The following is a 22,707-nucleotide window of genomic DNA, read 5'->3' as shown; positions in this document are numbered from 1 at the left end:
CGCGAGGGTGTCAGAGGGCACGCACCAGGGCCTGGACGCGGATTTCGAGCCGCCGGATGTCGGCTTCCGTCCCGGAGAGGTTTCCGAGCGGCATGGAACGGGCCGACCTGTCGTTGGTCCGCAGGGTCTCCCGCAGCGCGCGCCGGTCCGCGTTGATCTTTCCCTGGAGCTTGTCGATGCGCAGGTTCGTCTTGGCGATCCGGACGTGTGCGTCGTGGGCTCGGTTCTGAAGGTGCCTCGTGGCGAGTTTGATCTGGTCGAGCTCCCGCTGGGCGTCGCCCTCGGGGTTGTTCCAGCCGCGCCGGTCCTGCAACCGGCCGATGGCCTGGTTGACCTTGTCGACCCACCGGGGGGTGAACAGCGGCTTGAACTCGATCTTGAACAGGCTCCAGGAGAACTCGAGTGCGACCAACGACAGGGCCAGGGTGTTGACCGCGGCGTTGAGGCCGTTGACCTCTTCCTTGGCGATGTTCGCTTCCGACTTCTGGCCGGTGAGCGCCGTGGCCTGAAAGCCCTCGTAATCGTCGAGGAACTTGTTGTTCTCCTTCTTCGCCTGCTTGTCGGCCTGCTCCTTCTTCTCGTCCCATTTTGTTCCGAACTCGGCGGAGGTCAGCTTGCCGTCGAGTGACGAGGTCAGGTTGTCGATCTGGGTCTGCTGGTCGTCCTGCTTCTTCTTGAGTTCCTTCAGGTCGACGGGTTCGGACGGTGTGGACACGGGCTTCTCCTCGCTTGGGTGCCGGCTGCGCGAACGCAGTGCCCGGCCGGGAGGGTTGTGGGACTCTGTGCAGCGAGCACGACCGCCCACTGGCCTTGGGAAAGAGGTAGTCATGCCCCGTCGGTCCGAGCCGTCGCCGTCGCCCGCCCCGCTGCCGTCGATCACGCTCCGTGGACAGGGCGAGAGCATCTGGCTCGAGGCCAGGGCCGTCTGGCTGCTGCAGAAGGGAGCGCGTCGGCGGATACCGATGGCGGCTGTCGAAGGGGCCCGGGTGACGGGGCGCGGCGGCCGGTCGGTCGAGGTGGCGCTGTGGGGCGGTGACGGCGGGCCGGGGCCGGTGTTCGTGGTGGAAGGCCGGGACGCCTCAGCGGCGGCGCGCCTCGTCGAGGTGATCAACCGGGAGCGGTCGGAGACGGGACCGCCACAGGGCGGGGCGTCTCTGGTCGACGTGCTGCCGACGGGCACGTCGGAGACCGCCCGGCGCCGGAATCGGCGCATGCGCGCGCAGGAGTTCGCTGTCCTCGCGGTCTATCTCGCCGGTATCGCCGGGCTGGCCCTGGCGGGAAGGCCGTTCCGGGCGCTGCTGTGGGCGACGGGAGTGATGCCGCTCGCCCTCGGCATCCTTCTCGTCGGGCCGGCGGCCGTGGCGGCGCGCCGACGCTGGGTGCTGAGAAAGCGGGGGGTCGCGGTCGTGGCGCTGTTCGACCGCGGGACCGGTCGGCGGAAGTACTTCCGCTACACCGACCTGGAGGGCGGCGCACACGAGATCAGGGCCGACTACGCGGCGCCGGGGATCGGCGGCGATCCGCGGCGCATCGAGGTCGTCCACGACCCGGAGAACCCGGACGTCGCGGTCTGCACACTGGCGGCGCGGACCCTGGTCTGGAGAGGTGCCGGGGTCGTCCTTTTCGGGGTGCCGGTCCTGCTGCTCGGGCTCGCCATGACCGTGGGCCAAGTGGTCGCTCTGTTGTTCTGACGGTTACGGCGTTCCGGGTGCGCCGGTCCCCGCTCGCCGGAGATCCGGCGTCGTCTCCCCGGCCTGTCCCTACGGGCGTCGTGGGTGGCCCGCCCGCCGCGCTTCCGTCAGCGCGTCCGACCACCCCGCCGCGTAGGCGCGCGACTCCCGGGCGAGCAGTTCTTCGTACACCCGGTCGAGCAGGGCCTCGCTGTCGGGGGCCGTGGTGTGCAGGAGATGGGCGAGGCGGGTGTAGGTGTCGATCGGCTGCTTCGGGGAGTTGCTGGTGCCAGTCGCCATGTCGGGCCTGCTTTCCGGTCTGTCCGCTGGGCTGTGGTGCTGATGACGCTCCTGGGGTGTACGAAGCGTCCGTTCGAACTAGTGTACGAGTAATGACGTGGTGCCGTTCCGTGTTTGCCGAGGACTCTCCGTGATTCTGCGGTCCGGACCTGCGGCGATGCAGGGTGCACTGAATTTTGTGTCAGGTTCGTGGAGTAGGATCCGGCCGTTCTCCCGTCGGTAAGGGAACGCACGAACTACAGGGCCCCGCAAGCGACCTGAGGGCCCGTCGGACGACGGTGGACGGCGACGGGTGGCCGTCCGCGCGCGGGGGGCGCGGAGAGACAGGGGACGAGAGCAAGGCCAACGGGGTGGACGGCGACGCCAACAATGCGCGACATGATCATCTGATCGACTGGCTGGAACAGTCTCCCGATCTTCCACATCTCATCGCCCGCGTCTCCGAGCTCGTCCTCCGTCACGGCTACGACCCGGAAGACCTCGTGACCCTGCCGCGAGCCGAGCTCGACCGCCGCGAAACGGCCGCCTACAGCGCGGGTTGGGCCGACGTCGTCGCCGAGCAGCTCCCCGCGATCCGCCGGGCCTACGAGGAACGGATCACCGCCGCCTACCTCCAGGGCCAGGAGGACGCCCGCACCGGCCGCCGCCCGCGCAGGGCACGACGGGCGGAGGGCGAGCCCGGCGGCGAGGTCATCCAGCTCCCGTACGTCCAGCTGCTGCGGCCCCCTTCCGAGGTGACACGAGTGGAGCAGCGCGGCGAACGCGAGCGGTCCGTGGCGGACGGCGCGCCGGTCCCCGTGACCGCGCCCCCGCGGGGGAGCAGGAGCAACGTGCTCCGGCCGGCCTCGGACCGGCGGGAGGACGAGGACGGACGGGAAGGACAGGACGGACGCGACGGCGACGGACCCGACGGGCTCGGAGGCGCCGGGGACGAGTCCGCAGGCCCCTCGGGTGAGTCCTCGGGTGACTTCCTCCTCTCCGCCCGTGAGGTGCGGGAGAAGCGGTCGGCACCCGCGGAGCGGCGTCCGGTGGTCCGCCGTAACGGCCGCCCCAGCGTTCCCCCGCTGGACCGGCCCGGCGACACGGGAGCCGCCGGGCGGGACAGGGGACGCCGTACGGAAGCCGCGGAGCGCTCCGCGCAGGATCCGGCCGACCCGTCCGGGGCCGGAGGCGACGAACGCCGCCGGCTGTCGGACCGGGCCCGGGCCCTCGCCGACGAAATGGAGGGCCGGGCGGCCGGCCGGCGCCGGGACGAGCAGCCGGGGGCACCGGGATCCCGGTGAGCGTCACCACCGGTCCCGCCCCGGCTCAGGCGAAGAACCGGGCCAGCTGGACCGCGGACGGTGCCTGGGCGTCGGCCTGGGCGCCGTGCGGAGCGACGCCGGTCGAGGGTCCGGTGGCCGTGCCGGCCCCGGTCCCCGCACCCGCCCCGCCCGCTGTCCGGCCGGCGTCTTTGCCGTCGGTCCCGTCGGTCCCGTCGTTCCAGGGACCGTCCTCGTCCGTCGGCCCCGGCCCGTCACCCGGGCGCGGCACGGGCGCCGGAGGCTCCGGCTGGTCGTGCTCGTCCGAGTTGACGCAGGCGAACATCCAGTTCGCCGCCGCCAGATGGTCCACGGCGGCGGCCAGCAGATGGTCCGTCACCGACCATTCGGCGGCCTCGCCGTACAGGTCGCGGTTGAGGGCGCTGTCCCGCGGCAGGTGCTTGATGAGCACCGAGAGCCGCCGCGCGGAGAGGCGGTCCCGGTGCCAGTCGAGCAGGTCGATGCCGTAGTAGCGGAGCAGGTCCGCTTCGAGGGCCTCGGCGTGTTCGTCCACGAACCCGACGAGGCTCAGCCTTCCCCCAGGCCGAGCCCGGTCTCCTTGCCGTAGGCCTCCAGGATGGCGGCGATGTCCTGCATGGTGACCTCGTGCCGCTCGAAGCGGGCGAACTGCTGCTCGCCCATGAGCAGCCCGAGCAGCCCGTCCACGTCGTTGTCGTCGAGCTTGCGCAGCGCCTTCGCGGTGGCGCGGGTCAGCTCCGTGGGCAGGGTGAAGCTCTCGCCGTCGAGCTCGAACGACCAGGTGCGGCCGAGGGCTTCCAGGCGTTGGGCGCGGGCGGCGTTGACGTCGAAACGGGCCATGGTGATGGGTACTCCTCGGGTCCGTGAAGCCGGATGTCGAAGGTGAGCGGGTGAGCGGGAGGGGGCCCGGGGTGGGGCGGGCGGAGGGCCCGCCCCACCCCGGTGGGTCAGGACGCGGCGTACGAGGCGTCCTTCATCACGAAGCTGGCCAGCGCCGAGCCGTCGCCGGAGGCCATCGCCGTGAAGGTGATGCCGAGCTGGGCCGGCGACTTGCGGGCCAGCTTGATGTCGTCGGCCGCCGTGACCTGGCCGCGCGGGATGCCGAAGCGGTAGGTCACCGGGGTGGTGCCGTCGCTCGCCCGGACGTCGGTGAACTCCAGGCCGAGGGCGCGCACGTCGGCGTACGGACGGTCGGCGATGTCGTACTGGTAGACGCCCGTGGCGCCGGTCACGGCGGTGACGCCGCCGCCGCCCATGAAGAACGGCAGCGTGTCCTCGTTGAACTGCAGCAGCGAGAACTTCAGCGTCAGGTCGCGGTCCGAGTACACGAAGTGCACCGGGCTGACGGCCTGCCACACGTCGACCGGCTCCAGCTTGTCCTTCTTGCTGAAGGTGACGCCCTCACCGGAGGTGAAGCCGAGGTTCTTCCAGCCGGCCCAGTCGGTGGAGGTGTCGGAGGAGAAGGTGGTCGGGATGTCGGTGTCGGCCGTGGCGACGTAGAGCCGGCCGACTCCGGCGATGCGGATCTCGGAGGAGTTGGTGCCTGCCATGGGTGGGTCTCCTTTTAGAGGGGTGGTGATGCGGGGTGCCGTCCCCGGCCTCTCCGGGTACGGCGAAGGCCCCGCCGGTCGGGGACGGGCGGGGCCTTCGGTCTGTGGGGCGCGGCGTACGGGCGGGCCGGGCCGCGCGGGGTGCGTCAGTAGACGTCGATGAACACCTTGAGCACGGTCACGTACCGGTTGGCCGCGCTGTACAGGTAGTCGGGCAGCCAGCGCGGGCCGTCCTGCTCCTCCACCTCGGTGATGAGGTTGGTGCCGTAGCGGTTGCCGGCCGCGGCCATCAGCGCGCGGCGGGCGGAGTTGGCCAGGACGTGCGCGGCCTGCTTGGTCGGGCCGTACACCTCCAGCTCGATCAGCGGCTGGTCGACGTGGAGCTCGCCGACCCAGGCGCCGCCGCGCCGGTTGACGAGCACGGCGGCGGTCCTGCCGTCGAAGTCCGACGGCGGATCGACGGTCACGAGCGCCGTGGAGAGGGCCGAGTCGGCCTCCAGGATGTCGACGACCAGGGCCTCGACGTCCGGGAAGGCGCTCGGTGGGGTGGGTGTGGTCATGCCGGGTCACCTCGCCGGGAAGAAGGGGAGAGCCGCCGGGCGGGCGCCGCGCGGGGGCGGTCAGGGGAGGCGCGCGGCGCCTCGGCCCGGCGTGCGGCGGCGGGTGCGGCCCGCTGGGGGGCCGCGGGCACAGCTCCGCCGCTGCACCAACTGTGACAGACGAGCGTGCGCGCACGCAACTAAATCGGCGAGGCAATCGCGCCGAGAGGCGCGGGAGGGGCGGAAGCACGCGGTGGGAGTGGGGGAGACGTGGGGGCTCGTGGGGGCCGGGGTTGTGGGGGGAGGTCGGGGCGCGGGGGAAGGGGGTGCGCTGCGATGGCTGGGGAGGGGACCCGCGGTGCGCTGTCGAGGGAGGGTTGCGCGCGCGTGCGTAGGCGGCGGCGCGCGGCGCGTGCGTTACGCGGGGAAGGGTGCCCACCGTCACAGGCCGGGCAGGAGCTGGACCGCGTCGGACGGTGCCCGGCGTCCATGACGAGGCTGGGGCGGGAGCGGGACTGCGTCGGACGTCCCCCGACGTCCATGACGTGTCCCCGTCTCTTGGGCGTACGGCGTCCACGAGGTGCACCCGTCGGCCCACGGGTGCCCGTAGTCGGCGTCTCCTGCGGCCGTGGTGGGGATCGGCCGAGGGGGATCAGTCGGCGCTGGTGGACGCCGCCGTCGCCGCCTCCATCAGGACCCGCCGCTCCTCGCGCTCCTGCTGCCCCGCGATCTCGTCGTCATTGGGCAGGAACTGCTCCACCACTCTGACGAACATCTCCCGTCGGTCCGCGGGCACGCCGAGCAGGTCGGCGACCTCCTCCAGCGTGGGGCGGCGGCCGAACTCCGCGTTGGGCGCGGGGGTGGCCAAGTAGTCGTGGGGGTCGGCGAGTTCCTCGGCGGTCAGCCGGCCGGAGCGGATGAGCATGTCGCGGACCGGGACGCCGAGCACACGCGCGAGGCGGCGCGTGGTCTCGAGGTCGGGCATGCTCTGGCGCTGCAGCAGACGGGTGACGGCCGCGCGGTGCACGCCCGCCTCGTCCGCGATCCGCGACTTTCCGCCGCCGCGTGGACTGTCGATGTCGTAGCCGCGGTCGCGCATGAGGTCTTCGACCCACGCGGCGAACGCGTCCAGATCCTGGCTGGTCATGTCTCTGCTCGCTTCCTTCGGGGGTGGCAAGAGTTTAGCTTGCTTGCGCGCGCGGAATTACGTGCTCTCGTGCAAGCACTGAAGAAGGTGGGTGTTTTTCGTGGAGCTTCGTGGAGATTTCGCGAGGGTGGCGGAGCTCGGTGATCCAGAACTCGTTGCGGGCGCGCACGCAATCTGTAACCCTGGGGGACGTTCACTTCGTACGGCTCGCTCACGGACCGTCTTCCGAACCGACAGGGGGGTCCCATGTCCATGCCCGAAACCCGTTCCTGCCCACCGGATCGCCCACGCCCGTCCCGTGCCGTCGGCTGGCAGTCCGCCGCCGCCTGTGCCGGGCTCTCCCCGCGGATCGTCTTCTCCAAGAAGGCCAAGGAGGCCGCCCCCGCGCTGCGGGCCTGCGCCGGCTGCACGGTGCGTCGCGCCTGTGAGGAGGCGGTGGCCCCGGCGGAGAACTGGTTCGACGGGGTCTGCGGAGGCCGCCTCTGGCGCTCGGGCCGCCCGGTCGCCGTACCGGTCCGCCCCGCCCTCGCGCCGCGGCCGTCCTCCGCTCCGGCAGGCGTGTCCGCTCCGGCCGCCGCTGGGCGCCCCGCCGTCTCCGGCCGCGCCGCCGTCTCCGGCCGCGCCGCCGTCCCCGGGCGCGCCGACGCGTCGGCCTCGACCGGTACGACGGGCCTGACCACAGCGTCGGCCTCGACCGCTATGGCGGGCCTGACCACCCCGTCGGCTGCCGCCCTTGTGCCGGGTCCGACCACCCCGCCGGCTCCAGCCCCTGTGCCGGGTCCGACCACCGCGACCGCCCTTCAGGGAGGCCTCCTTGGCTGAGAACCGACCGAGCGCGGGTCGCCCGCCGACAGACCGAGTGTCCGGGGAGCGCCCGGCCGCCCACCGGGCTCCCGGAAGCCACCCCGCCGACGCCGACTCGGCCAGGCCGCACCCCACGGACCCGCATGTGGCCAAGCCGCACCCGACGGACCCGCGCGTGGCAAAACCGCACCCGACGGACCCGCCCGCCGCCGGGCCGCACCCCACGGCCCCGGACCCCACCGGCTCCCGCCACACCGACTCCCGCCCCCCAGCCCCCCACCCCACCGACCCCCACCTCGCCGACTCCCATCCCACCGCCACCCAGGCCGCCCTCTGGATCACCCATCTGCTCCGGCAACTTCCGGAGCTCGCCGCCGAGCTGGTCCCCGGCCGTGCGGCCCCCGCCCACCGCCCGGCGCCGCCCCCACCCCCCGCCGACCTCGCCGCCCGACTGCGGCAGGAGCGGGAAGAGGCGCTGCTGCTCCAGCAGCAGCACGGACTCGTCGCCCCCGGGCACAGCGCCGCGCCCCTGCGGCTGCACATCTCCGACGCCATCCGTGACATATCCGACGGCGTCGTGGAGCTGGAGGAGGCCGTGCGGGACCGCCTCGGGCTGCCCCGCCCGCGCCGGGCGCCCGTGCCGGAGCGGCTGAAACGGATCGCCGCCCTGCTCGACGGCATCGCCGCCGACCCCGTCCTGGCCGCGCACGTGCGCGACGAGACGCGGCGGATGGCGCGCCGGTGCGCCCGCGCGCTGGGGGACACCGAGACCGTGGTGCGGATGCCCGGGCGCTGTCCCTGGTGCGACTCGGTGTCGCTGCGGGCCTTCCCCGACCGGGGCGCCGTCCTCTGCATCAATCCGGCCTGCCGCTGTCCGGAGCCGGACTGCGGCTGCCACGACGATCCCGCCTACCGGCACACCTGGGACGAGGGCGAGTGGAAGGCGGCGGTCCGGTGAGCGACGCGAGGAACCACCCCGAACGGCCGACGCTCATCCCCGGCCCGCTGGCCGCCCAGGAGGCCGGGGTCGCCCCCGCGACCATCCGCAAGTGGGTCCAGCTGGGCCGCCTCAAACCGGCCGGCAAGGCGGGCCGTGCCCAGCTCTTCCGCCTGGAGGACGTCTTCGCGGCCGAACGCGAGGCCCGTGGGACGCCCCGCCGGGCGAGGTGAGCCCCGCCACATCACCTGACGGAATCGGCGGTTCGTGCGGGGGAACCATCGCGGCACCCGGAGCGTAGGGGAATGATGGAGGCATTCAAGCCGTCCGGGGGAGGTGTCCGTGTCGTATCCGTCGCCATGGCAGCCGTGGCAGGCGCAGAGCGGTCCGTCGATGCTCGCGTCCCACGCGGATCGCGAGCGCGCCGTGGACGTGCTCAGAGCCGGGTTCGCCGAGGGGCGTCTCCAGCAGGCCGAGTTCGACCGGCGGGTGGGCCGGGCCTACGAGGCCCGTACGGTCGCCGAGCTGTCCCTGCTCATCGCCGACCTGCCGCAGGGGCCGGTGGCCGTACAGCCCTCCGCCGCGCCGGCGCAGGCGTTCGGTGGCCCGCCCGTGCCGCGCACGTTCCTGCCCGCACCGCCCCCGCCCACCAACGGCAAGGCGGTCGGCTCCATGGTCTGCGGTGTCCTCACCACGATGACCATGGGCCTGACCGGTGTCCCCGCGGTGATCCTCGGCCACTCGGCCCGCGCCGAGATCCGCCGGACCGGCGAGGGCGGCGACGGCTTCGCCATGGCCGGCCTCGTCCTGGGCTGGCTGTCCGTGGCGGGCTGGGCGCTCGTCCTGGCGATCCTGTTCCTGGCGGCGGTCGCCGGAAGCTGACCGCCGGTCCCGCAGCGGGTTCGCCTCCCGCGGGGAGCCGAGCCCAGCCGGCCGTGCCATGGGCAGGCCTCCTACCGGGCAGGTCTCCCACGGGACCTCCCGCGGGAAACCGAGCCCGTCGGCCCGGGCCGTCTGTCCCTCCGGGCCGGGCCGGCCGGGCCACGCACCAGCGGCCGGCCTACGGGATCCCCAGCTCGAACATCACGTAGTGCGCGTACCACCCCGACGCCAGCGCCGCCGTCGAGAAGAACACCACCAGGCTCGGCAGCTTCAGCCGGCTCATCGCCGCCGCCGGGGCCAGCAGCAGCGGGAAGCAGGGCAGCAGATAGCGCGGGGTGTTGCCGAACATCTGCTGGGTGCCCAGCACGGTGACGATGCTCGCCAGCGTGTACGCGACCAGCACCAGCGGCGGCTTCTTGCGCAGCATCAGCGCGATCAGGAAGGGCAGCGCCAGCACCAGCTGGACGGCGAGCAGGTCGGGCACGGAGAAGGCGAACAGGTAGTTGTGGTGGCCGACAGCCGTGTTGCCCAGGACGTCCAGGGTGTAGGCGCCGAAGTCGAAGTAGTGCGCCCAGCCCTCGCGCTGGAGCGTGAAGTACGCCGTCAGGTCGCCCATGCTCAGGCCCACCCAGGTGACGTAGGTGAGCAGCCCGAGCGGCGCGGCGACCATGGCGTACACCGGTCCCGCCACTCCGTGCTCGCGTCTGCTCTCCCGCCGCGCCAGCGTCACCAGCGCCGCGAGCCCGACCGCGCCGATGAGCGCGGCGGAGGTCGGCCGGTTCAGTCCGGCCACGAAGGCGAGCAGTCCTGCCGCCACCCAGCGGCGCTTCATCACGCAGTAGCAGCACCAGGCCGCTATCGCCACGAACAGGGACTCCGAGTACACCGCCCACTCGACGCCCGCGCCGGGCGCCACCGCCCACAGCCCGGCGGCGATCGTGCCCGCGCGGGCGCCCGCGAGCAGCGAGACCACGGCGTAGATCCCGGCGGCCGCGACGAAGGAGGCGACGACCGAGACGAGGATCCCGGACCCGAACAGCCCGAGCCCCGTCACCTCCGACACCCCCCGGATCAGGCCCGGGTACAGCGGGAAGAAGGCCACGGAGTTCTGCTTGACCGTGAACAGGCCCCCGGGATCGAGCCGCTCCAGCGGGCGCGGGTCGTACCCCTTCTCGGCCACCTGGAGGTACCACCAGCCGTCCCAGGTGGCGAGGACGTCCCACCAGTGGGCGCCACCGCCGAACCGCGGCTCCTTCTTGCGGTAGTCCCCGGCGGCCTCCAGCAGGAACGCGAAGACGGTGAGCCCGACGAGTTTCGTGACGCCGTACAGGATCAGCGGGGCAAGGTACGGTCGTACACCGGCCGGCAGGGCGAGGCGGCGGACACGGCGTGGCCGTGCCTCCTGCTCGCCGGGCACGGCGGAATCCGTCGCCGCGTCACTGGAAGCCGTGCTCATGAGAGTGGTCCCCCTCGGCCCCGATCACCGGAACCCGGGGAGGAACGACTGTCCGGATGATCGTGAAGTGTCTGTCATAAGATCACAACAGAGTCGCACATTCGCACCAGGGGTTGGGGGAGGGGCGGGTGGCTGAGGCAATGGATACAACAACTCCTCCGACCGTCTTGTCGGTCGTCATACCGATGTACAACGAGGAAGAGGTCCTTCCGGCGCTGGTCAGCAGATTGCGCCCGGTCCTCGCGGACCTCGGCGTCGGCTACGAGGTGGTGGCCGTGGACGACGGCAGCACCGACCGTACCGCCGACCTGCTCGCGGCCTTCCGGCTCGGCTGGCCCGAGCTGCGGGTGATCGGCCTGCGCCGCAACTCCGGCCACCAGGCCGCCCTCACCGCCGGCCTGGACCGGGCGGTCGGCGCCTACGTGGTGAGCATCGACGCCGACCTCCAGGACCCGCCCGAGAAGATCCCCGACATGCTGGCCCTGGCCCGCGGCGAGGGGCTCGACATCGTCTACGGCATCCGGGCCGACCGGGCCAGCGACACCGGGTTCAAGCGGTGGACGGCCGGTCTGTACTACCGCCTCGTGCGCCGCCTGGCCGGGCCCTCGGTCCCCGCCCAGGCCGGCGACTTCCGGCTGCTCAGCCGGGCGGCCGTGGACGCGCTGAAGGCGCTGCCGGACCAGCAGCGGGTGTACCGGCTGCTCGTGCCCTGGCTGGGCTTCCCCAGCGGCCACGTGACGTACGAGCGCGCCCCGCGCCCGGCCGGCCAGAGCAAGTACCCCCTCGGCCGGATGATCCGCCTCGCCGTCGACAGCGTCACCGGCTTCTCCGCGGCCCCGCTGCGGATCGCCACCTGGCTCGGCGGCTTCGCCTTCCTGGTCTGCCTGGGCCTGATGGTCTACACCCTCGGCGCCCACGCGTTCGACCACACGGTCCCCGGCTGGACCTCCCTCTTCACCGGCGTCCTGTTCATCGGAGCGGTCCAGCTGATCTGCGTGGGCCTGCTCGGCGAGTACGTGGGCCGCATCTACACGGCCGTACAGAACCGGCCGACGTACTTCGTGGGCCACGACACGGCGACGGCGCCGCCCCCGCAGAACCCGGCGTCTCCCGCCGCGAACCCGAGACCTCCCACCACCGACCCGGCGCCTCCCGCGAGGAACCCGGCGGCGCCTCCGGAGACCCCGGCGGCGCATGAAAGCACCCTGCGCGGGTAGCCGACCCCCACAACACACGCACGCCCGGGGACAGCACAGGACCTCCGCGGCGGTGGGCGTTCCGCTTGCGGGCCCACTGGTCCCGTGATATAGGCGCACACCCTCGCGGGAGCGCAGGTCACCCGGCCCGCAGCCCCCATGCGCCGGTGGCGTTGCCTCTGTTTTGACCGGAGTGAGTGCGCTGGGTACGCTCAGACCTTGTGCCTGGGGTGTGCCCTGGCCCTCGTGCGTGCCTTCGACCGCACCGGGGCCCGAGAGCGGCCACCGTAATCTGCGCCTCTTTCTGCCTGGCGGCGAGAGTCCGCGGGATTCGACACACCCGACCGCGTGGGTCGGCGACGTTCCAGGTTAGCTGTACCCATCGGCACACAGAAACCGGAGAAGTAGTGCCTACGATCCAGCAGCTGGTCCGCAAGGGCCGGCAGGACAAGGTCGAGAAGAACAAGACGCCCGCACTCGAGGGTTCCCCTCAGCGTCGCGGCGTCTGCACGCGTGTGTTCACGACCACCCCGAAGAAGCCGAACTCGGCCCTGCGTAAGGTCGCGCGTGTGCGTCTGACCAGCGGGATCGAGGTCACCGCTTACATTCCGGGTGAGGGACACAACCTGCAGGAGCACTCCATCGTGCTCGTGCGCGGCGGCCGTGTGAAGGACCTGCCGGGTGTTCGCTACAAGATCATCCGCGGCTCGCTCGACACCCAGGGTGTCAAGAACCGCAAGCAGGCTCGCAGCCGTTACGGCGCCAAGAAGGAGAAGTAAGAATGCCTCGTAAGGGCCCCGCCCCGAAGCGCCCGGTCATCATCGACCCGGTCTACGGTTCTCCTCTGGTGACCTCCCTGATCAACAAGGTGCTGCTGAACGGCAAGCGCTCGACCGCCGAGCGGATCGTTTACGGCGCCATGGAGGGCCTGCGCGACAAGACCGGCAACGACCCGGTCATCACGCTCAAGCGCGCTCTCGAGAACATCAAGCCGACCATCGAGGTCAAGTCCCGCCGTGTCGGTGGCGCCACCTACCAGGTCCCGGTCGAGGTCAAGCCCGGCCGTGCCAACACCCTGGCGCTGCGCTGGCTGGTCGGTTACTCCCGCGCCCGTCGCGAGAAGACCATGACCGAGCGTCTGCTCAACGAGCTGCTCGACGCCTCCAACGGCCTCGGTGCGGCCGTGAAGAAGCGCGAGGACACGCACAAGATGGCCGAGTCCAACAAGGCCTTCGCGCACTACCGCTGGTAGTCGCAGTCCACATCGAGACCGAGAGAAGACTGAAGCCTTATGGCTACCACTTCGCTTGACCTGGCCAAGGTGCGCAACATCGGCATCATGGCCCACATCGACGCGGGCAAGACGACCACCACCGAGCGGATCCTGTTCTACACCGGTGTCTCGTACAAGATCGGTGAGGTCCACGACGGCGCTGCCACCATGGACTGGATGGAGCAGGAGCAGGAGCGTGGCATCACGATCACCTCTGCTGCCACCACCTGTCACTGGCCGCTGGAAGACGTCGACCACACCATCAACATCATCGACACCCCGGGTCACGTCGACTTCACCGTCGAGGTGGAGCGCTCCCTGCGCGTGCTCGACGGTGCCGTGACGGTGTTCGACGGCGTCGCCGGCGTCGAGCCCCAGTCCGAGACGGTGTGGCGTCAGGCGGACCGCTACGGCGTTCCGCGTATCTGCTTCGTCAACAAGCTCGACCGTACCGGTGCCGAGTTCCACCGCTGCGTCGACATGATCAGCGACCGTCTGGGTGCCCAGCCGCTGGTCATGCAGCTGCCGATCGGTGCCGAGGCCGACTTCAAGGGCGTCATCGACCTCGTGAAGATGAAGGCCCTCGTCTGGTCCGCCGAGGCGACCAAGGGTGAGATGTACGACACCGTCGACATCCCGGCCACCCACGCCGAGGCCGCCGAGGAGTGGCGCGGCAAGCTGCTCGAGGCCGTCGCCGAGAACGACGAGGAGCTCATGGAGCTGTACCTCGAGGGCGAGGAGCCCTCCGAGGAGCAGCTCTACGCGGCGATCCGTCGTATCACCATCGCGTCCGGCAAGGGCACCGGCACCACCGTGACCCCGGTGTTCTGCGGTACCGCGTTCAAGAACAAGGGTGTTCAGCCCCTGCTCGACGCGGTCGTGCGCTACCTGCCGTCCCCGGTCGACATCGAGGCCATCGAGGGCCACGACGTCAAGGACCCGGAGACGGTCATCAAGCGCAAGCCGTCCGACGACGAGCCGCTGTCGGCGCTGGCGTTCAAGATCATGAGCGACCCGCACCTCGGCAAGCTCACCTTCGTGCGCGTCTACTCCGGCCGCCTCGAGTCCGGCTCCGCCGTGCTCAACTCGGTCAAGGGCCGCAAGGAGCGCATCGGCAAGATCTACCGCATGCACGCCAACAAGCGTGAGGAGATCGACTCGGTGGGCGCCGGCGACATCGTCGCCGTCATGGGCCTGAAGCAGACCACCACCGGTGAGACGCTCTGCGACGAGAAGCAGCCGGTCATCCTGGAGTCCATGGACTTCCCGGCGCCGGTGATCCAGGTCGCCATCGAGCCCAAGTCCAAGGGCGACCAGGAGAAGCTGGGTGTCGCCATCCAGCGCCTGGCCGAGGAGGACCCGTCCTTCCAGGTCCACTCGGACGAGGAGACCGGCCAGACCATCATCGGTGGTATGGGCGAGCTGCACCTCGAGGTGCTGGTCGACCGGATGCGCCGTGAGTTCAAGGTCGAGGCCAACGTCGGCAAGCCGCAGGTCGCCTACCGCGAGACGATCCGCAAGGCCGTCGAGAAGGTCGAGTACACCCACAAGAAGCAGACGGGTGGTACCGGCCAGTTCGCTCGCGTCATCATCGCGATCGAGCCCATCGAGGGTGGCGACACGTCCTACGAGTTCGTCAACCAGGTGACCGGTGGCCGTGTGCCGAAGGAGTACATCCCCTCGGTGGACGCCGGTGCGCAGGAGGCCATGCAGTTCGGCATCCTCGCCGGGTACGAGATGACCGGCGTGCGCGTCACGCTGCTCGACGGTGCCTACCACGAGGTCGACTCCTCCGAGCTCGCGTTCAAGATCGCCGGTTCGCAGGCCTTCAAGGAGGCCGCGCGCAAGGCCAGCCCCGTGCTGCTCGAGCCGATGATGGCCGTCGAGGTCACCACGCCCGAGGACTACATGGGCGAGGTCATCGGTGACATCAACTCCCGCCGTGGCCAGATCCAGGCCATGGAGGAGCGGGCGGGTGCCCGTGTCGTCAAGGGCCTCGTGCCCCTGTCGGAGATGTTCGGCTACGTCGGCGACCTCCGCAGCAAGACGTCGGGTCGCGCCAGCTACTCGATGCAGTTCGACTCCTACGCCGAGGTTCCGCGGAACGTCGCCGAGGAGATCATCGCGAAGGCCAAGGGCGAGTAACGCACTCCGTTTCCACGCCGTAGGCTTGACTCCGGAGCCTCACGGGGCAAACACCCGCATTCCTGGATGTTTGCCCCGAGGCCCGGGCTTTCCAGCAAAGATCACCTGGCGCCGATGAAGTAAGGCGTACAGAACCACTCCACAGGAGGACCCCAGTGGCGAAGGCGAAGTTCGAGCGGACTAAGCCGCACGTCAACATCGGCACCATCGGTCACATCGACCACGGTAAGACGACCCTCACGGCCGCCATTACCAAGGTGCTGCACGACAAGTACCCGGACCTGAACGAGGCCTCGGCCTTCGACCAGATCGACAAGGCTCCTGAGGAGCGTCAGCGCGGTATCACCATCTCCATCGCGCACGTCGAGTACCAGACGGAGGCGCGTCACTACGCCCACGTCGACTGCCCGGGTCACGCGGACTACATCAAGAACATGATCACCGGTGCCGCGCAGATGGACGGCGCGATCCTGGTGGTCGCCGCCACCGACGGCCCGATGCCGCAGACCAAGGAGCACGTGCTCCTGGCCCGCCAGGTCGGTGTTCCGTACATCGTGGTCGCCCTGAACAAGGCCGACATGGTGGACGACGAGGAGATCCTGGAGCTCGTCGAGCTCGAGGTTCGTGAGCTCCTCTCCGAGTACGAGTTCCCGGGCGACGACGTCCCGGTCGTCAAGGTCTCGGCGCTCAAGGCGCTCGAGGGCGACGCCGAGTGGGGCAAGTCCGTCCTGGAGCTGATGGACGCCGTCGACAGCGCGATCCCGGAGCCGGAGCGCGACGTCGACAAGCCGTTCCTCATGCCGATCGAGGACGTCTTCACGATCACCGGTCGCGGTACGGTCGTCACCGGCCGTATCGAGCGTGGTGTCCTGAAGGTCAACGAGACCGTCGACATCATCGGCATCAAGACCGAGAAGACCTCCACCACGGTCACCGGCATCGAGATGTTCCGCAAGCTGCTCGACGAGGGCCAGGCCGGTGAGAACGTCGGTCTGCTGCTCCGCGGCATCAAGCGCGAGGACGTCGAGCGCGGCCAGGTCATCATCAAGCCGGGCTCGGTCACCCCGCACACCGAGTTCGAGGCGCAGGCCTACATCCTGTCCAAGGACGAGGGTGGCCGCCACACGCCGTTCTTCAACAACTACCGTCCGCAGTTCTACTTCCGTACGACGGACGTGACCGGCGTCGTGACCCTCCCCGAGGGCACCGAGATGGTCATGCCGGGTGACAACACCGAGATGAAGGTGGAGCTCATCCAGCCCGTCGCCATGGAAGAGGGCCTGAAGTTCGCCATCCGTGAGGGTGGTCGCACCGTGGGCGCCGGCCAGGTCACCAAGATCACCAAGTGAGTCCACTCGCTTGAGGGTCGGCCTGACCCGGGTCAGTTGACCTGAAGAGGCCTGAAGGGGCCCGTACGACTTCGGTCGTACGGGCCCTTTCGCATGCCGAATGCGGGGTGGTCCCGTAGGACTCGTGTAGCACTCGTGTCACAGGCACAGGTATGCGAACGCGATGAAAGAAACGGTTGCTAGTCTGCCCGCCGTACGCCGGCCGAGCGCACGGGGGAAGGCAGTCATGACACAGCCGACAGGGGAACAGCACACAGGCGTCGGTGGGGCCGAGGGCCCCCTGGGCATGCGGCTGAACCAGATTCCGCTCGATCCGGGGGGTTCACCCACCGGGGGCCGGAAGGACCTCGCCTCGTCGCCCGCCCAGAAGAGGGCCGCGGCCAAGGCCATCGAGGAGAACATCGAGCCCGACACGCGCAAGGCCGGTGACTGGGCGGACACCGAGACGGACACGGCCGTCAAGGCGTTCCAGCCGAAGGACGGCGACGGGTGGCTCACCTCCGGGGCGCTCAAGAAGGCCCACACGACGTGGGGGGAGCAGGTGACGAACCTGATGAACCGGCTCGCGTCGGAGAAGGCGGCGCTGCGCGGCACCAACACCGTGCTGCAGGGCACGGACCTCGGCGTCGGCAACGGCATCCGTCAGTCGTCGAACCTCGACGGGTACTGAGTCCGCGCGTCCGGTCGCGCGACGCCTGCGCGTACCGCCTGCGCGAACCGACTCCGCGAACCGACTCCGACCGAGTCCGACCACGCATGACGGGGGCCCCATGCCGACGTACCACGAGATCATGACGACCGACCTGTCGACGCTCACCGCGGCCGCCGACCGCTGGGACGGGATGGCCGAGGAGTTCGCCAAACAGGAGAAGGCCTACCAGCGGGATGTGCACGGCATCACGCTGGGCGACTCCTGGGTGGGGCTGAGCGCGTACGCGGCCAACCGGCGTTTCGACACCACACTCAAGGAGTTCCAGAACGCCCAGGTCGAGGCCAAGGGGATCGCCTCGCTGCTGCGGGACGCGCACACGCAGTTCGTCGACCTGCGCGGCAAGCTCCGGTCGGCCCGCCAGGACGCCGTCGAGGCCGGCATGAAGGTGTCGGACCAGGGCGTGGTCACCTTCGACACCGAGAAGCTGACCCAGGGCGAACGCACCGCCTACGTCCACGACCCCGACTACCAGGAGAGCGTCCGCAAGGCGGTGGCCTCCTGGCAGCAGCGCGTCGACCAGCTCGTGAAGGACGTGGGGGAGGCAGACAAGGGCGTCGAGATCGCCCTCGCTGCCGTGGTGGTCGACTCCGACCTCAACGACGGCACCCTCACCGGCTTCAACGGCAAGGCCTACGGCGACATCGAGAGGTACGAGGCCGAGGCCGCGGCGGCCAAGGAGGGCCTGAAGATCTCCGGGTGGGTCTCGGAGAGCACGTTCACGGTGACCGGACCGGATGTCGGCTACACCGTCACCGGGCCCAAGTACGGCAAGGAGGCGTCGTTCAAGGCGTACGCCGACCTCTTCCACGCGACCGCGGAAGGCACCCTGACCAACGGCCAGTGGAAGCTCTCCGGGATCGCCGACGTCTACGGGGGAGCCAGAGCCACCGCGACCGGGGGGTTCACGGAGAAGGGCTTCACCGCCAAGGCCGAGGCGTCCGTGGGCATCCGGGCCCTGGCCGAGGGCCGGGCCGAGTACGGGCCGTACGCCGGTGTCTACGGGCGGACCGAGGGATTCGCCGGAGCCGAGGCCAGCACCAACCTCAATCTGACCCGCAACGAGGTCACCGTGGGCGCGAAGGCCTTCGCCGGGGGGAAGGCCGGGGTCGCCGGCGGTGTGGAGGTCGCCGGGATCGGCATCGGCGGGACGGCCGAGGCATGGAAGGGGCCGGGTGCGGAGGCCTGGGCGGGCTGGAAGAAGGACGAGCAGACCGGGGTGTGGACGATCGGCGCGGACGCGGGCGCCTCCCTCCCGGTCGGCGGCAGCCTGGGACTGGAGATCACCGTCGACCCGGAGAAGGTGGCCAAGAGCGTCGGTGCCGCCGCCGACGCGGTGGGCGACGGTCTCGACGTGGTCGGCGACGCCGCCGGTTCGGTCAAGGACACCGTCACCAGCTGGTTCTGATGTACTCGCCCACGTCCCCCACGGAAGGAGGGCACGACATGCCCGCGACACTGCCGGTGCCGATCGAGTTCCGGCTGCCCGACGGCTGGCTCCCGGCCAGTCCTGAGGTGCTCGAAGCGCAGGGAGTGGCCTTCGCCGCCGTGCGTCCGCAGGCGGACGCCGGGTTCAGCGCCAACATCACCATCGACGGCGAGGTCCCGCCGGCCACGGCGACCCTCGCCGACCTCGCGGACGCGTCGGTGGAGCACCTGCGCCAGGTCGCCGGGCCGGTGGAGGTGACCGGCCGGCAGGAGGTCGGTTCCGAGGACGCGCCCGCGCTGACGCAGCGGCTGCTCTTCTCGGCCGTCACCGGCGACACGCGACGCGACCTCGTCCAGTCGCAGGTGTACCTGACCCTGTCGGACGTGGCGGATCCGCACAAGCGGGCGGTGATCCGGCTGGCCCTGACCGCCACGGCGGCCGAGCACGACACCGTCCTCGGGGACTTCCAGGACTTCCTGCGCACGGTACGGCCGGAAACGCGAACGGAGCGCCGGTGATGGGCCTTTGGAGCAGGTACCGGGACAAGCGCACCGGTACCCGGTACCCCGAGAGCGGGGTCGAACGGCTGCCGGCCACGGAGGTCCGCGCCGCGCTGCTCGCGCTCAACGGGGCGGGCACGCCGTTCCGCGTGCGCAACGCCCTCCCCCAGGAGAAGGCCGACCTGGTGGCGGAGTGGCAGGTGCCCGAGCTGAGGATGACCCTGAAGACCCGGATGCGCTTCGTGGCCGAGAAGGGCGAGGTGCTGACGCTCGACGAGCGGTGGGACAGGGCACCCGAAACCGGCGGCAAGCGGTACGGCCGTGGGCCCTCGACCGCGGTCTCCCGCAAGTGGGCCTATGAGCGGGGCCCCGACGGCCGCCGCCGCAAGGTCGAGACGTTCCGCTTCGACTCGCGGGACATGCGCAACCCGCTGCTGAAGGTGGTCCTCAGCTCGGGGTGGACCTGGCGGGGGGTGCTGGGCAAGTGGTGACGGGCGGGCGACGGAGGGCCCGTCGGAGCGGGGTGACGGACCGGCCCCCGCCTTCCCGGATCTGCAGGACCGCCAGGGCATAGGCGACCCGGGCGTCCAGGTGGCGTGGGTCGAGGCGGTGGACCTCGCTGACGCCCCGGTGGTCCAGGACCGTGCCGGTGCCCTGCGCGCGCCGGTGGGCGCGGACGGGTCTGCTGAACGCGGGGTCGTCCGTGGTGCCGTCGATGAGCGCGTACAGGGTCGCGCGGAGCGCGTGGGGGAACCACGAGGGGGCCGTCACCCCGTAGGTGAGGCAGACGTACCAGGTGCCCTCCCTGCCCGTGACGGGATGCGCCGCGGTGGCGAGGCGCGCGGACCAGCGGACGCGGCGGGGCCAGGTCAGGAGCCGGCCGGGGCGGCGGGTGATCCTGGCGAGGACGGTGCCGTCGGCGGCGTGCACGTCATGGTGTCCGCAGCGGCCGGGTGGACGGAGCACCGCGGCCTGCCGCCCGTGCCCGTCGTGGATCCGGAGGGGCCGTGGCGTCCCGCGCCCCCACCGCTGCTCGGTGCGCGGTGCGAAGACGCGGGCCAGCGGGACGTCCTCCGGGCGGCGGGCGGTCGACGACCGGATCGTCGACCGCATGCCGGCGTCGGGCGGCAGCCCCGGTGCCCGCGGACCGGCCACCGGCACGGGGGTGTCCACGCAGACCAGGAACGCGTACGGGGGTGGGGTGCGCGATGCCGTCCGAACGGAAGTGTCCGTACCGCGCCCCGCCTCAGCGGTACCGGATCACGTGCAGCCGGTGCACGCCCGTCGGATCGGGTTTCGCGGGAGAGCCGGTCGCCCCGTCGATCAGCATCAGGCCGCCCGCGATCTTGCGCGCGGTCACCAGCCACCCCACGGCCTCCCGGGACCGGCCGTCCGTGCGGCGCACCCAGACCAGCGCGCGCGCTTCGTCGGGCAGGACGGACAGGGCCTCCAGCGCGCCGTCCCAGTCCTCGTGCTCGGAGGTGGAGAGGACCGAGCCCAGCTCCGAGAGCGTCGGCTCGAACCAGGAGGCGCGGCCGGGCTGGGGCGCCACGGGCAGGCCCGCCGATCCCGGGTTCTCACCCGCGTCCCAACGGGCCAGCCACGCCCAGGGATCCGAGTAGGGCAGGCCGAACGGCGCGGTGTCGTCCCTGGGGACGACGACGGTGGCGTCGAGGAGGGCGTCCTGCCAGCGGCCGTCGCGCAGGAAGCGGACCGTGTTGCAGGAGAAGACCCAGCCACGCGCGGTCTCGTCCTGCGGCGTCGGCGCGTCCAGGACGACCTGGCCGTGGTAGGCGTCGTCGAGCCAGAGCCGGGCCTTGTCGACCGCCGACGCGAAGTCCGTCGCCGGCCGCTCCCAGGGCAGCCGCCGGGGTGTCTGCGCCGCGGGAAGGGCCCGGAGCAGCACCAGCTCGCGCACCAGATCCGTGTCGAGCCGGGCGAGCGACGACGTCAGGGCGTCCAGCAGGACGACCTGGCCCTTGTTGTTGTGCGCGTACAGCAGGTTGCCGGTCGCCTCCCGGCCGCCGATCTCCCGTCGTACCCACACCACGCCCCGCGTGTCCGGGCCCGGCTCGGTGACGGCCCTGACCACGTCGTCCCAGCTGTCGACGGGCACCCGCGTGAAGTCGGGGAAGTAGCGGCGCTTCAAGCGCGCCACCCAGCCCGGTGCCTCGTCGGAGGGCCGCCAGGGCAGCGGCACCGACGGGGCGCCGCTGATCGCGCTGTGCAGGGCGACCGTGCTGCCCCGGGAGTTGATCCGGAGGGACTGTCCCTCGACCCGGCGCGCCGCCTCCTCGGGTGAGGCGGCCGGGGCCAGGTCGGCGAGCGGGTCGCTCGGCGCGGGGTGGAACGGGGAACCGCCGTCCTTGGGCACCACCACGGAGGCCGCCAGCATCGGCGTGTCGGGGTAGCCGGGCTGCGGCACCGCCCGGCACGCGACCAGCCAGGCGGTGGACGTCTCGTGCACCGGGTGCGGGGCGGCCGGCGCGACGAGGCCGCCGTAGGTGGCGTTCAGCCAGGCGGCGGCGCGGTCGTGAGGGACGGACACCTCGCTATCCCTTCTTGGGGGGCCAGTTGCCCGCGGCGCACAACTCCATGTAGTCGGCCACGGGGAGGTGGGACGGGGGGAAGTGCGCGGCCGCGCCGGAGTGCGGGACGACGATGACCGAGGTGAACGGGGCCGCCGCGGGGTTGCCCGTCTCGATGTGCTCCTTGAAATCGAAGCGGACGGTCCACCCGTAGGGGAATTCGATGGCCGTGTCCGGGAGCATGACCACGGAATCCGCCTGCTCCGGATAAGCGGATGTCTTCAGGAAATGGGCGCCCGCCGAGACGGCCTGATCTTTGGTCACCATTTATTTGACTCCGTCGCGATAAGGGATATGGCCGATGGACGAGACGTTCTTCTCCAGATTTCCGAGCGTCCCGCTCTGGCCGTCGAGGAACACGACACCGTGTTTGGTGTTCACGGCGTTGAAGACGTGCGCCGAGCCGTCCGGGCGGCTGATGTACACGACACTGCGGGAGCCGTCTCCGCGGGACTGGAGGTCCTTGATGATGTCATCGTAGCTGTTGACCATGTCGTAGTGGCCCTTCGCCCTCGACGAGCCCAGGTATGACGGCTCGACGTGGTCGGGCTTGTCCCTCGGGGTCGCGACGACTTCCTGACCGTCGAGCCTGCGGTCCACCGCGACCACGTTATGGCTGCAGTTCTGGGTGTAACCCGGCATACCGGTCTGGTTGACGTCCTTCAGCCACGGATACTCGCTGTCCAGGAATTCCTGGGCCGCTTTCGGATCCACGGAGTCGGCGTGAATCGCCTTTTCCCCGACGTGGTCCGTGGATTTGGCGAGGCCGCTCCAGTCCTTCGGCGTGTCCCCGGCCTTGGCCGCCTTCTGCGCGTCCGCGAGTTCGTCACCGTACTTGGCGCCCTGAGCCGCGCTGCTCTCCAGTCCCTCCTTGAGGCCGGTGCGCAGGGCGGTGCGTCCGAGTCCGGCGCCCTTGGTGCCGATGAGTTCGGGGAGGAGGCGGCCGAGGAATT

26 protein-coding genes and 1 pseudogene are annotated in these 22,707 nt (G+C 71.0%); 15 read left to right on the top strand and 12 right to left on the bottom strand.

Annotation, left to right across the window (positions count from 1 at the left end; genetic code table 11):
- Nucleotides 1-10 precede the first annotated feature (10 nt).
- A complete protein-coding gene (locus ACIBBD_RS31860; RefSeq protein WP_399423036.1) occupies nucleotides 11-715 on the bottom strand; it encodes a hypothetical protein in 705 nt (234 codons plus the stop codon).
- 112 nt (nucleotides 716-827) lie between these two features.
- Here ACIBBD_RS31860 and ACIBBD_RS31855 point away from each other — a divergent pair, with 112 nt between their 5' ends.
- Complete coding sequence (locus tag ACIBBD_RS31855) at nucleotides 828-1,691, top strand: hypothetical protein (protein ID WP_399423035.1); 864 nt, start codon at nucleotides 828-830, stop codon at nucleotides 1,689-1,691.
- Between the two features lie 69 nt (nucleotides 1,692-1,760).
- On the opposite strand, the gene ACIBBD_RS31850 is transcribed toward ACIBBD_RS31855, so the two are convergent.
- On the bottom strand, nucleotides 1,761-1,970 hold the full coding sequence (locus ACIBBD_RS31850; protein ID WP_399423034.1) for a hypothetical protein: 210 nt from the start codon (nucleotides 1,968-1,970) through the stop codon (nucleotides 1,761-1,763).
- 482 nt (nucleotides 1,971-2,452) lie between these two features.
- On the opposite strand from ACIBBD_RS31850, the gene ACIBBD_RS31845 reads away from it, so the two are divergent.
- Entirely contained in the window at nucleotides 2,453-3,253 is an 801-nt protein-coding gene (locus ACIBBD_RS31845) for a hypothetical protein (RefSeq protein ID WP_399423033.1), read from the top strand.
- Between the two features lie 211 nt (nucleotides 3,254-3,464).
- On the opposite strand, the pseudogene ACIBBD_RS31840 reads toward ACIBBD_RS31845, so the two are convergent.
- The 5 genes and pseudogenes from ACIBBD_RS31840 to ACIBBD_RS31820 form a co-directional block, all read right to left on the bottom strand.
- Nucleotides 3,465-3,734 (bottom strand): annotated as a pseudogene (locus tag ACIBBD_RS31840) (hypothetical protein); the annotation flags it as partial.
- 65 nt (nucleotides 3,735-3,799) lie between these two features.
- Nucleotides 3,800-4,090 carry a hypothetical protein gene (locus ACIBBD_RS31835; RefSeq protein ID WP_360332101.1) on the bottom strand — a complete coding sequence of 97 codons (291 nt, stop codon included), beginning with the start codon at nucleotides 4,088-4,090 and terminating at the stop codon, nucleotides 3,800-3,802.
- A 107-nt stretch (nucleotides 4,091-4,197) separates the two neighbouring features.
- Complete coding sequence (locus tag ACIBBD_RS31830) at nucleotides 4,198-4,800, bottom strand: phage tail protein (protein WP_384654082.1); 603 nt, start codon at nucleotides 4,798-4,800, stop codon at nucleotides 4,198-4,200.
- A 146-nt stretch (nucleotides 4,801-4,946) separates the two neighbouring features.
- The gene (locus ACIBBD_RS31825) at nucleotides 4,947-5,360 is read right to left on the bottom strand and encodes a hypothetical protein (protein WP_399423032.1); all 414 of its coding nucleotides are present in this window, start codon (nucleotides 5,358-5,360) and stop codon (nucleotides 4,947-4,949) included.
- A 631-nt stretch (nucleotides 5,361-5,991) separates the two neighbouring features.
- Entirely contained in the window at nucleotides 5,992-6,486 is a 495-nt protein-coding gene (locus ACIBBD_RS31820) for a helix-turn-helix domain-containing protein (protein WP_399423031.1), read from the bottom strand.
- A 246-nt stretch (nucleotides 6,487-6,732) separates the two neighbouring features.
- On the opposite strand from ACIBBD_RS31820, the gene ACIBBD_RS31815 reads away from it, so the two are divergent.
- The 4 genes from ACIBBD_RS31815 to ACIBBD_RS31800 all read left to right on the top strand — a co-directional run bounded on the left by ACIBBD_RS31815 (nucleotide 6,733) and on the right by ACIBBD_RS31800 (nucleotide 9,109).
- On the top strand, nucleotides 6,733-7,308 hold the full coding sequence (locus ACIBBD_RS31815) for a WhiB family transcriptional regulator (protein ID WP_399423030.1): 576 nt from the start codon (nucleotides 6,733-6,735) through the stop codon (nucleotides 7,306-7,308).
- 157 nt (nucleotides 7,309-7,465) lie between these two features.
- The gene (locus ACIBBD_RS31810) at nucleotides 7,466-8,248 is read left to right on the top strand and encodes a hypothetical protein (RefSeq protein ID WP_399423029.1); all 783 of its coding nucleotides are present in this window, start codon (nucleotides 7,466-7,468) and stop codon (nucleotides 8,246-8,248) included.
- The gene (locus tag ACIBBD_RS31805) at nucleotides 8,245-8,460 is read left to right on the top strand and encodes a hypothetical protein (protein ID WP_399423028.1); all 216 of its coding nucleotides are present in this window, start codon (nucleotides 8,245-8,247) and stop codon (nucleotides 8,458-8,460) included. Before ACIBBD_RS31810 ends, ACIBBD_RS31805 begins: the two co-directional genes overlap by 4 nt.
- Before the next feature lie 160 nt (nucleotides 8,461-8,620).
- Nucleotides 8,621-9,109, top strand: a complete 489-nt coding sequence (locus tag ACIBBD_RS31800; RefSeq protein ID WP_399423154.1) for a DUF1707 and DUF4190 domain-containing protein — start codon at nucleotides 8,621-8,623, stop codon at nucleotides 9,107-9,109.
- A gap of 178 nt (nucleotides 9,110-9,287) precedes the next feature.
- On the opposite strand, the gene ACIBBD_RS31795 is transcribed toward ACIBBD_RS31800, so the two are convergent.
- Nucleotides 9,288-10,565, bottom strand: a complete 1,278-nt coding sequence (locus ACIBBD_RS31795; protein ID WP_399423027.1) for a hypothetical protein — start codon at nucleotides 10,563-10,565, stop codon at nucleotides 9,288-9,290.
- Nucleotides 10,566-10,705: 140 nt separating this feature from the next.
- Here ACIBBD_RS31795 and ACIBBD_RS31790 point away from each other — a divergent pair, with 140 nt between their 5' ends.
- The 9 genes from ACIBBD_RS31790 (at nucleotide 10,706) to ACIBBD_RS31750 (ending at nucleotide 19,657) form a co-directional block, all read left to right on the top strand.
- Nucleotides 10,706-11,782: a glycosyltransferase family 2 protein gene (locus ACIBBD_RS31790; protein ID WP_399423026.1), complete on the top strand. Its 1,077-nt coding sequence runs from the start codon at nucleotides 10,706-10,708 to the stop codon at nucleotides 11,780-11,782.
- 386 nt (nucleotides 11,783-12,168) lie between these two features.
- Nucleotides 12,169-12,540, top strand: coding sequence for a 30S ribosomal protein S12 (gene rpsL / locus ACIBBD_RS31785; protein ID WP_003948652.1), 372 nt, complete (start codon nucleotides 12,169-12,171; stop codon nucleotides 12,538-12,540).
- 2 nt (nucleotides 12,541-12,542) lie between these two features.
- Nucleotides 12,543-13,013, top strand: coding sequence for a 30S ribosomal protein S7 (gene rpsG, locus ACIBBD_RS31780; RefSeq protein ID WP_168371942.1), 471 nt, complete (start codon nucleotides 12,543-12,545; stop codon nucleotides 13,011-13,013).
- A gap of 39 nt (nucleotides 13,014-13,052) precedes the next feature.
- A complete protein-coding gene (gene fusA / locus ACIBBD_RS31775; RefSeq protein WP_399423025.1) occupies nucleotides 13,053-15,179 on the top strand; it encodes an elongation factor G in 2,127 nt (708 codons plus the stop codon).
- A 155-nt stretch (nucleotides 15,180-15,334) separates the two neighbouring features.
- Nucleotides 15,335-16,528 carry an elongation factor Tu gene (gene tuf / locus ACIBBD_RS31770; RefSeq protein WP_399423024.1) on the top strand — a complete coding sequence of 398 codons (1,194 nt, stop codon included), beginning with the start codon at nucleotides 15,335-15,337 and terminating at the stop codon, nucleotides 16,526-16,528.
- A gap of 226 nt (nucleotides 16,529-16,754) precedes the next feature.
- Nucleotides 16,755-17,198, top strand: a complete 444-nt coding sequence (locus tag ACIBBD_RS31765) for a hypothetical protein (RefSeq protein WP_399423023.1) — start codon at nucleotides 16,755-16,757, stop codon at nucleotides 17,196-17,198.
- A gap of 100 nt (nucleotides 17,199-17,298) precedes the next feature.
- Nucleotides 17,299-18,645: a hypothetical protein gene (locus tag ACIBBD_RS31760; RefSeq protein WP_399423022.1), complete on the top strand. Its 1,347-nt coding sequence runs from the start codon at nucleotides 17,299-17,301 to the stop codon at nucleotides 18,643-18,645.
- A 38-nt stretch (nucleotides 18,646-18,683) separates the two neighbouring features.
- On the top strand, nucleotides 18,684-19,184 hold the full coding sequence (locus tag ACIBBD_RS31755; protein ID WP_399423021.1) for a hypothetical protein: 501 nt from the start codon (nucleotides 18,684-18,686) through the stop codon (nucleotides 19,182-19,184).
- Entirely contained in the window at nucleotides 19,184-19,657 is a 474-nt protein-coding gene (locus ACIBBD_RS31750; protein WP_399423020.1) for a hypothetical protein, read from the top strand. Before ACIBBD_RS31755 ends, ACIBBD_RS31750 begins: the two co-directional genes overlap by 1 nt.
- Here the strand turns inward: ACIBBD_RS31750 and ACIBBD_RS31745 are convergent.
- The 4 genes from ACIBBD_RS31745 to ACIBBD_RS31730 all read right to left on the bottom strand — a co-directional run.
- Nucleotides 19,614-20,339, bottom strand: a complete 726-nt coding sequence (locus ACIBBD_RS31745) for a hypothetical protein (RefSeq protein ID WP_399423019.1) — start codon at nucleotides 20,337-20,339, stop codon at nucleotides 19,614-19,616. The two genes, ACIBBD_RS31750 and ACIBBD_RS31745, sit on opposite strands and share 44 nt — an antisense overlap.
- Before the next feature lie 73 nt (nucleotides 20,340-20,412).
- A complete protein-coding gene (locus tag ACIBBD_RS31740; RefSeq protein ID WP_399423018.1) occupies nucleotides 20,413-21,714 on the bottom strand; it encodes a YrhB domain-containing protein in 1,302 nt (433 codons plus the stop codon).
- A gap of 4 nt (nucleotides 21,715-21,718) precedes the next feature.
- The gene (locus ACIBBD_RS31735) at nucleotides 21,719-22,021 is read right to left on the bottom strand and encodes a serine protease (protein WP_399423017.1); all 303 of its coding nucleotides are present in this window, start codon (nucleotides 22,019-22,021) and stop codon (nucleotides 21,719-21,721) included.
- The coding region (locus tag ACIBBD_RS31730) for a toxin glutamine deamidase domain-containing protein (RefSeq protein ID WP_399423016.1) at nucleotides 22,022-22,707 on the bottom strand (686 nt) is incomplete at its 5' end.

The organism is Streptomyces sp. NPDC051315 (genome assembly GCF_044455165.1).
GTDB lineage: Bacteria > Actinomycetota > Actinomycetes > Streptomycetales > Streptomycetaceae > Streptomyces.
This window is presented reverse-complemented; position numbering and strand designations above follow the sequence as displayed.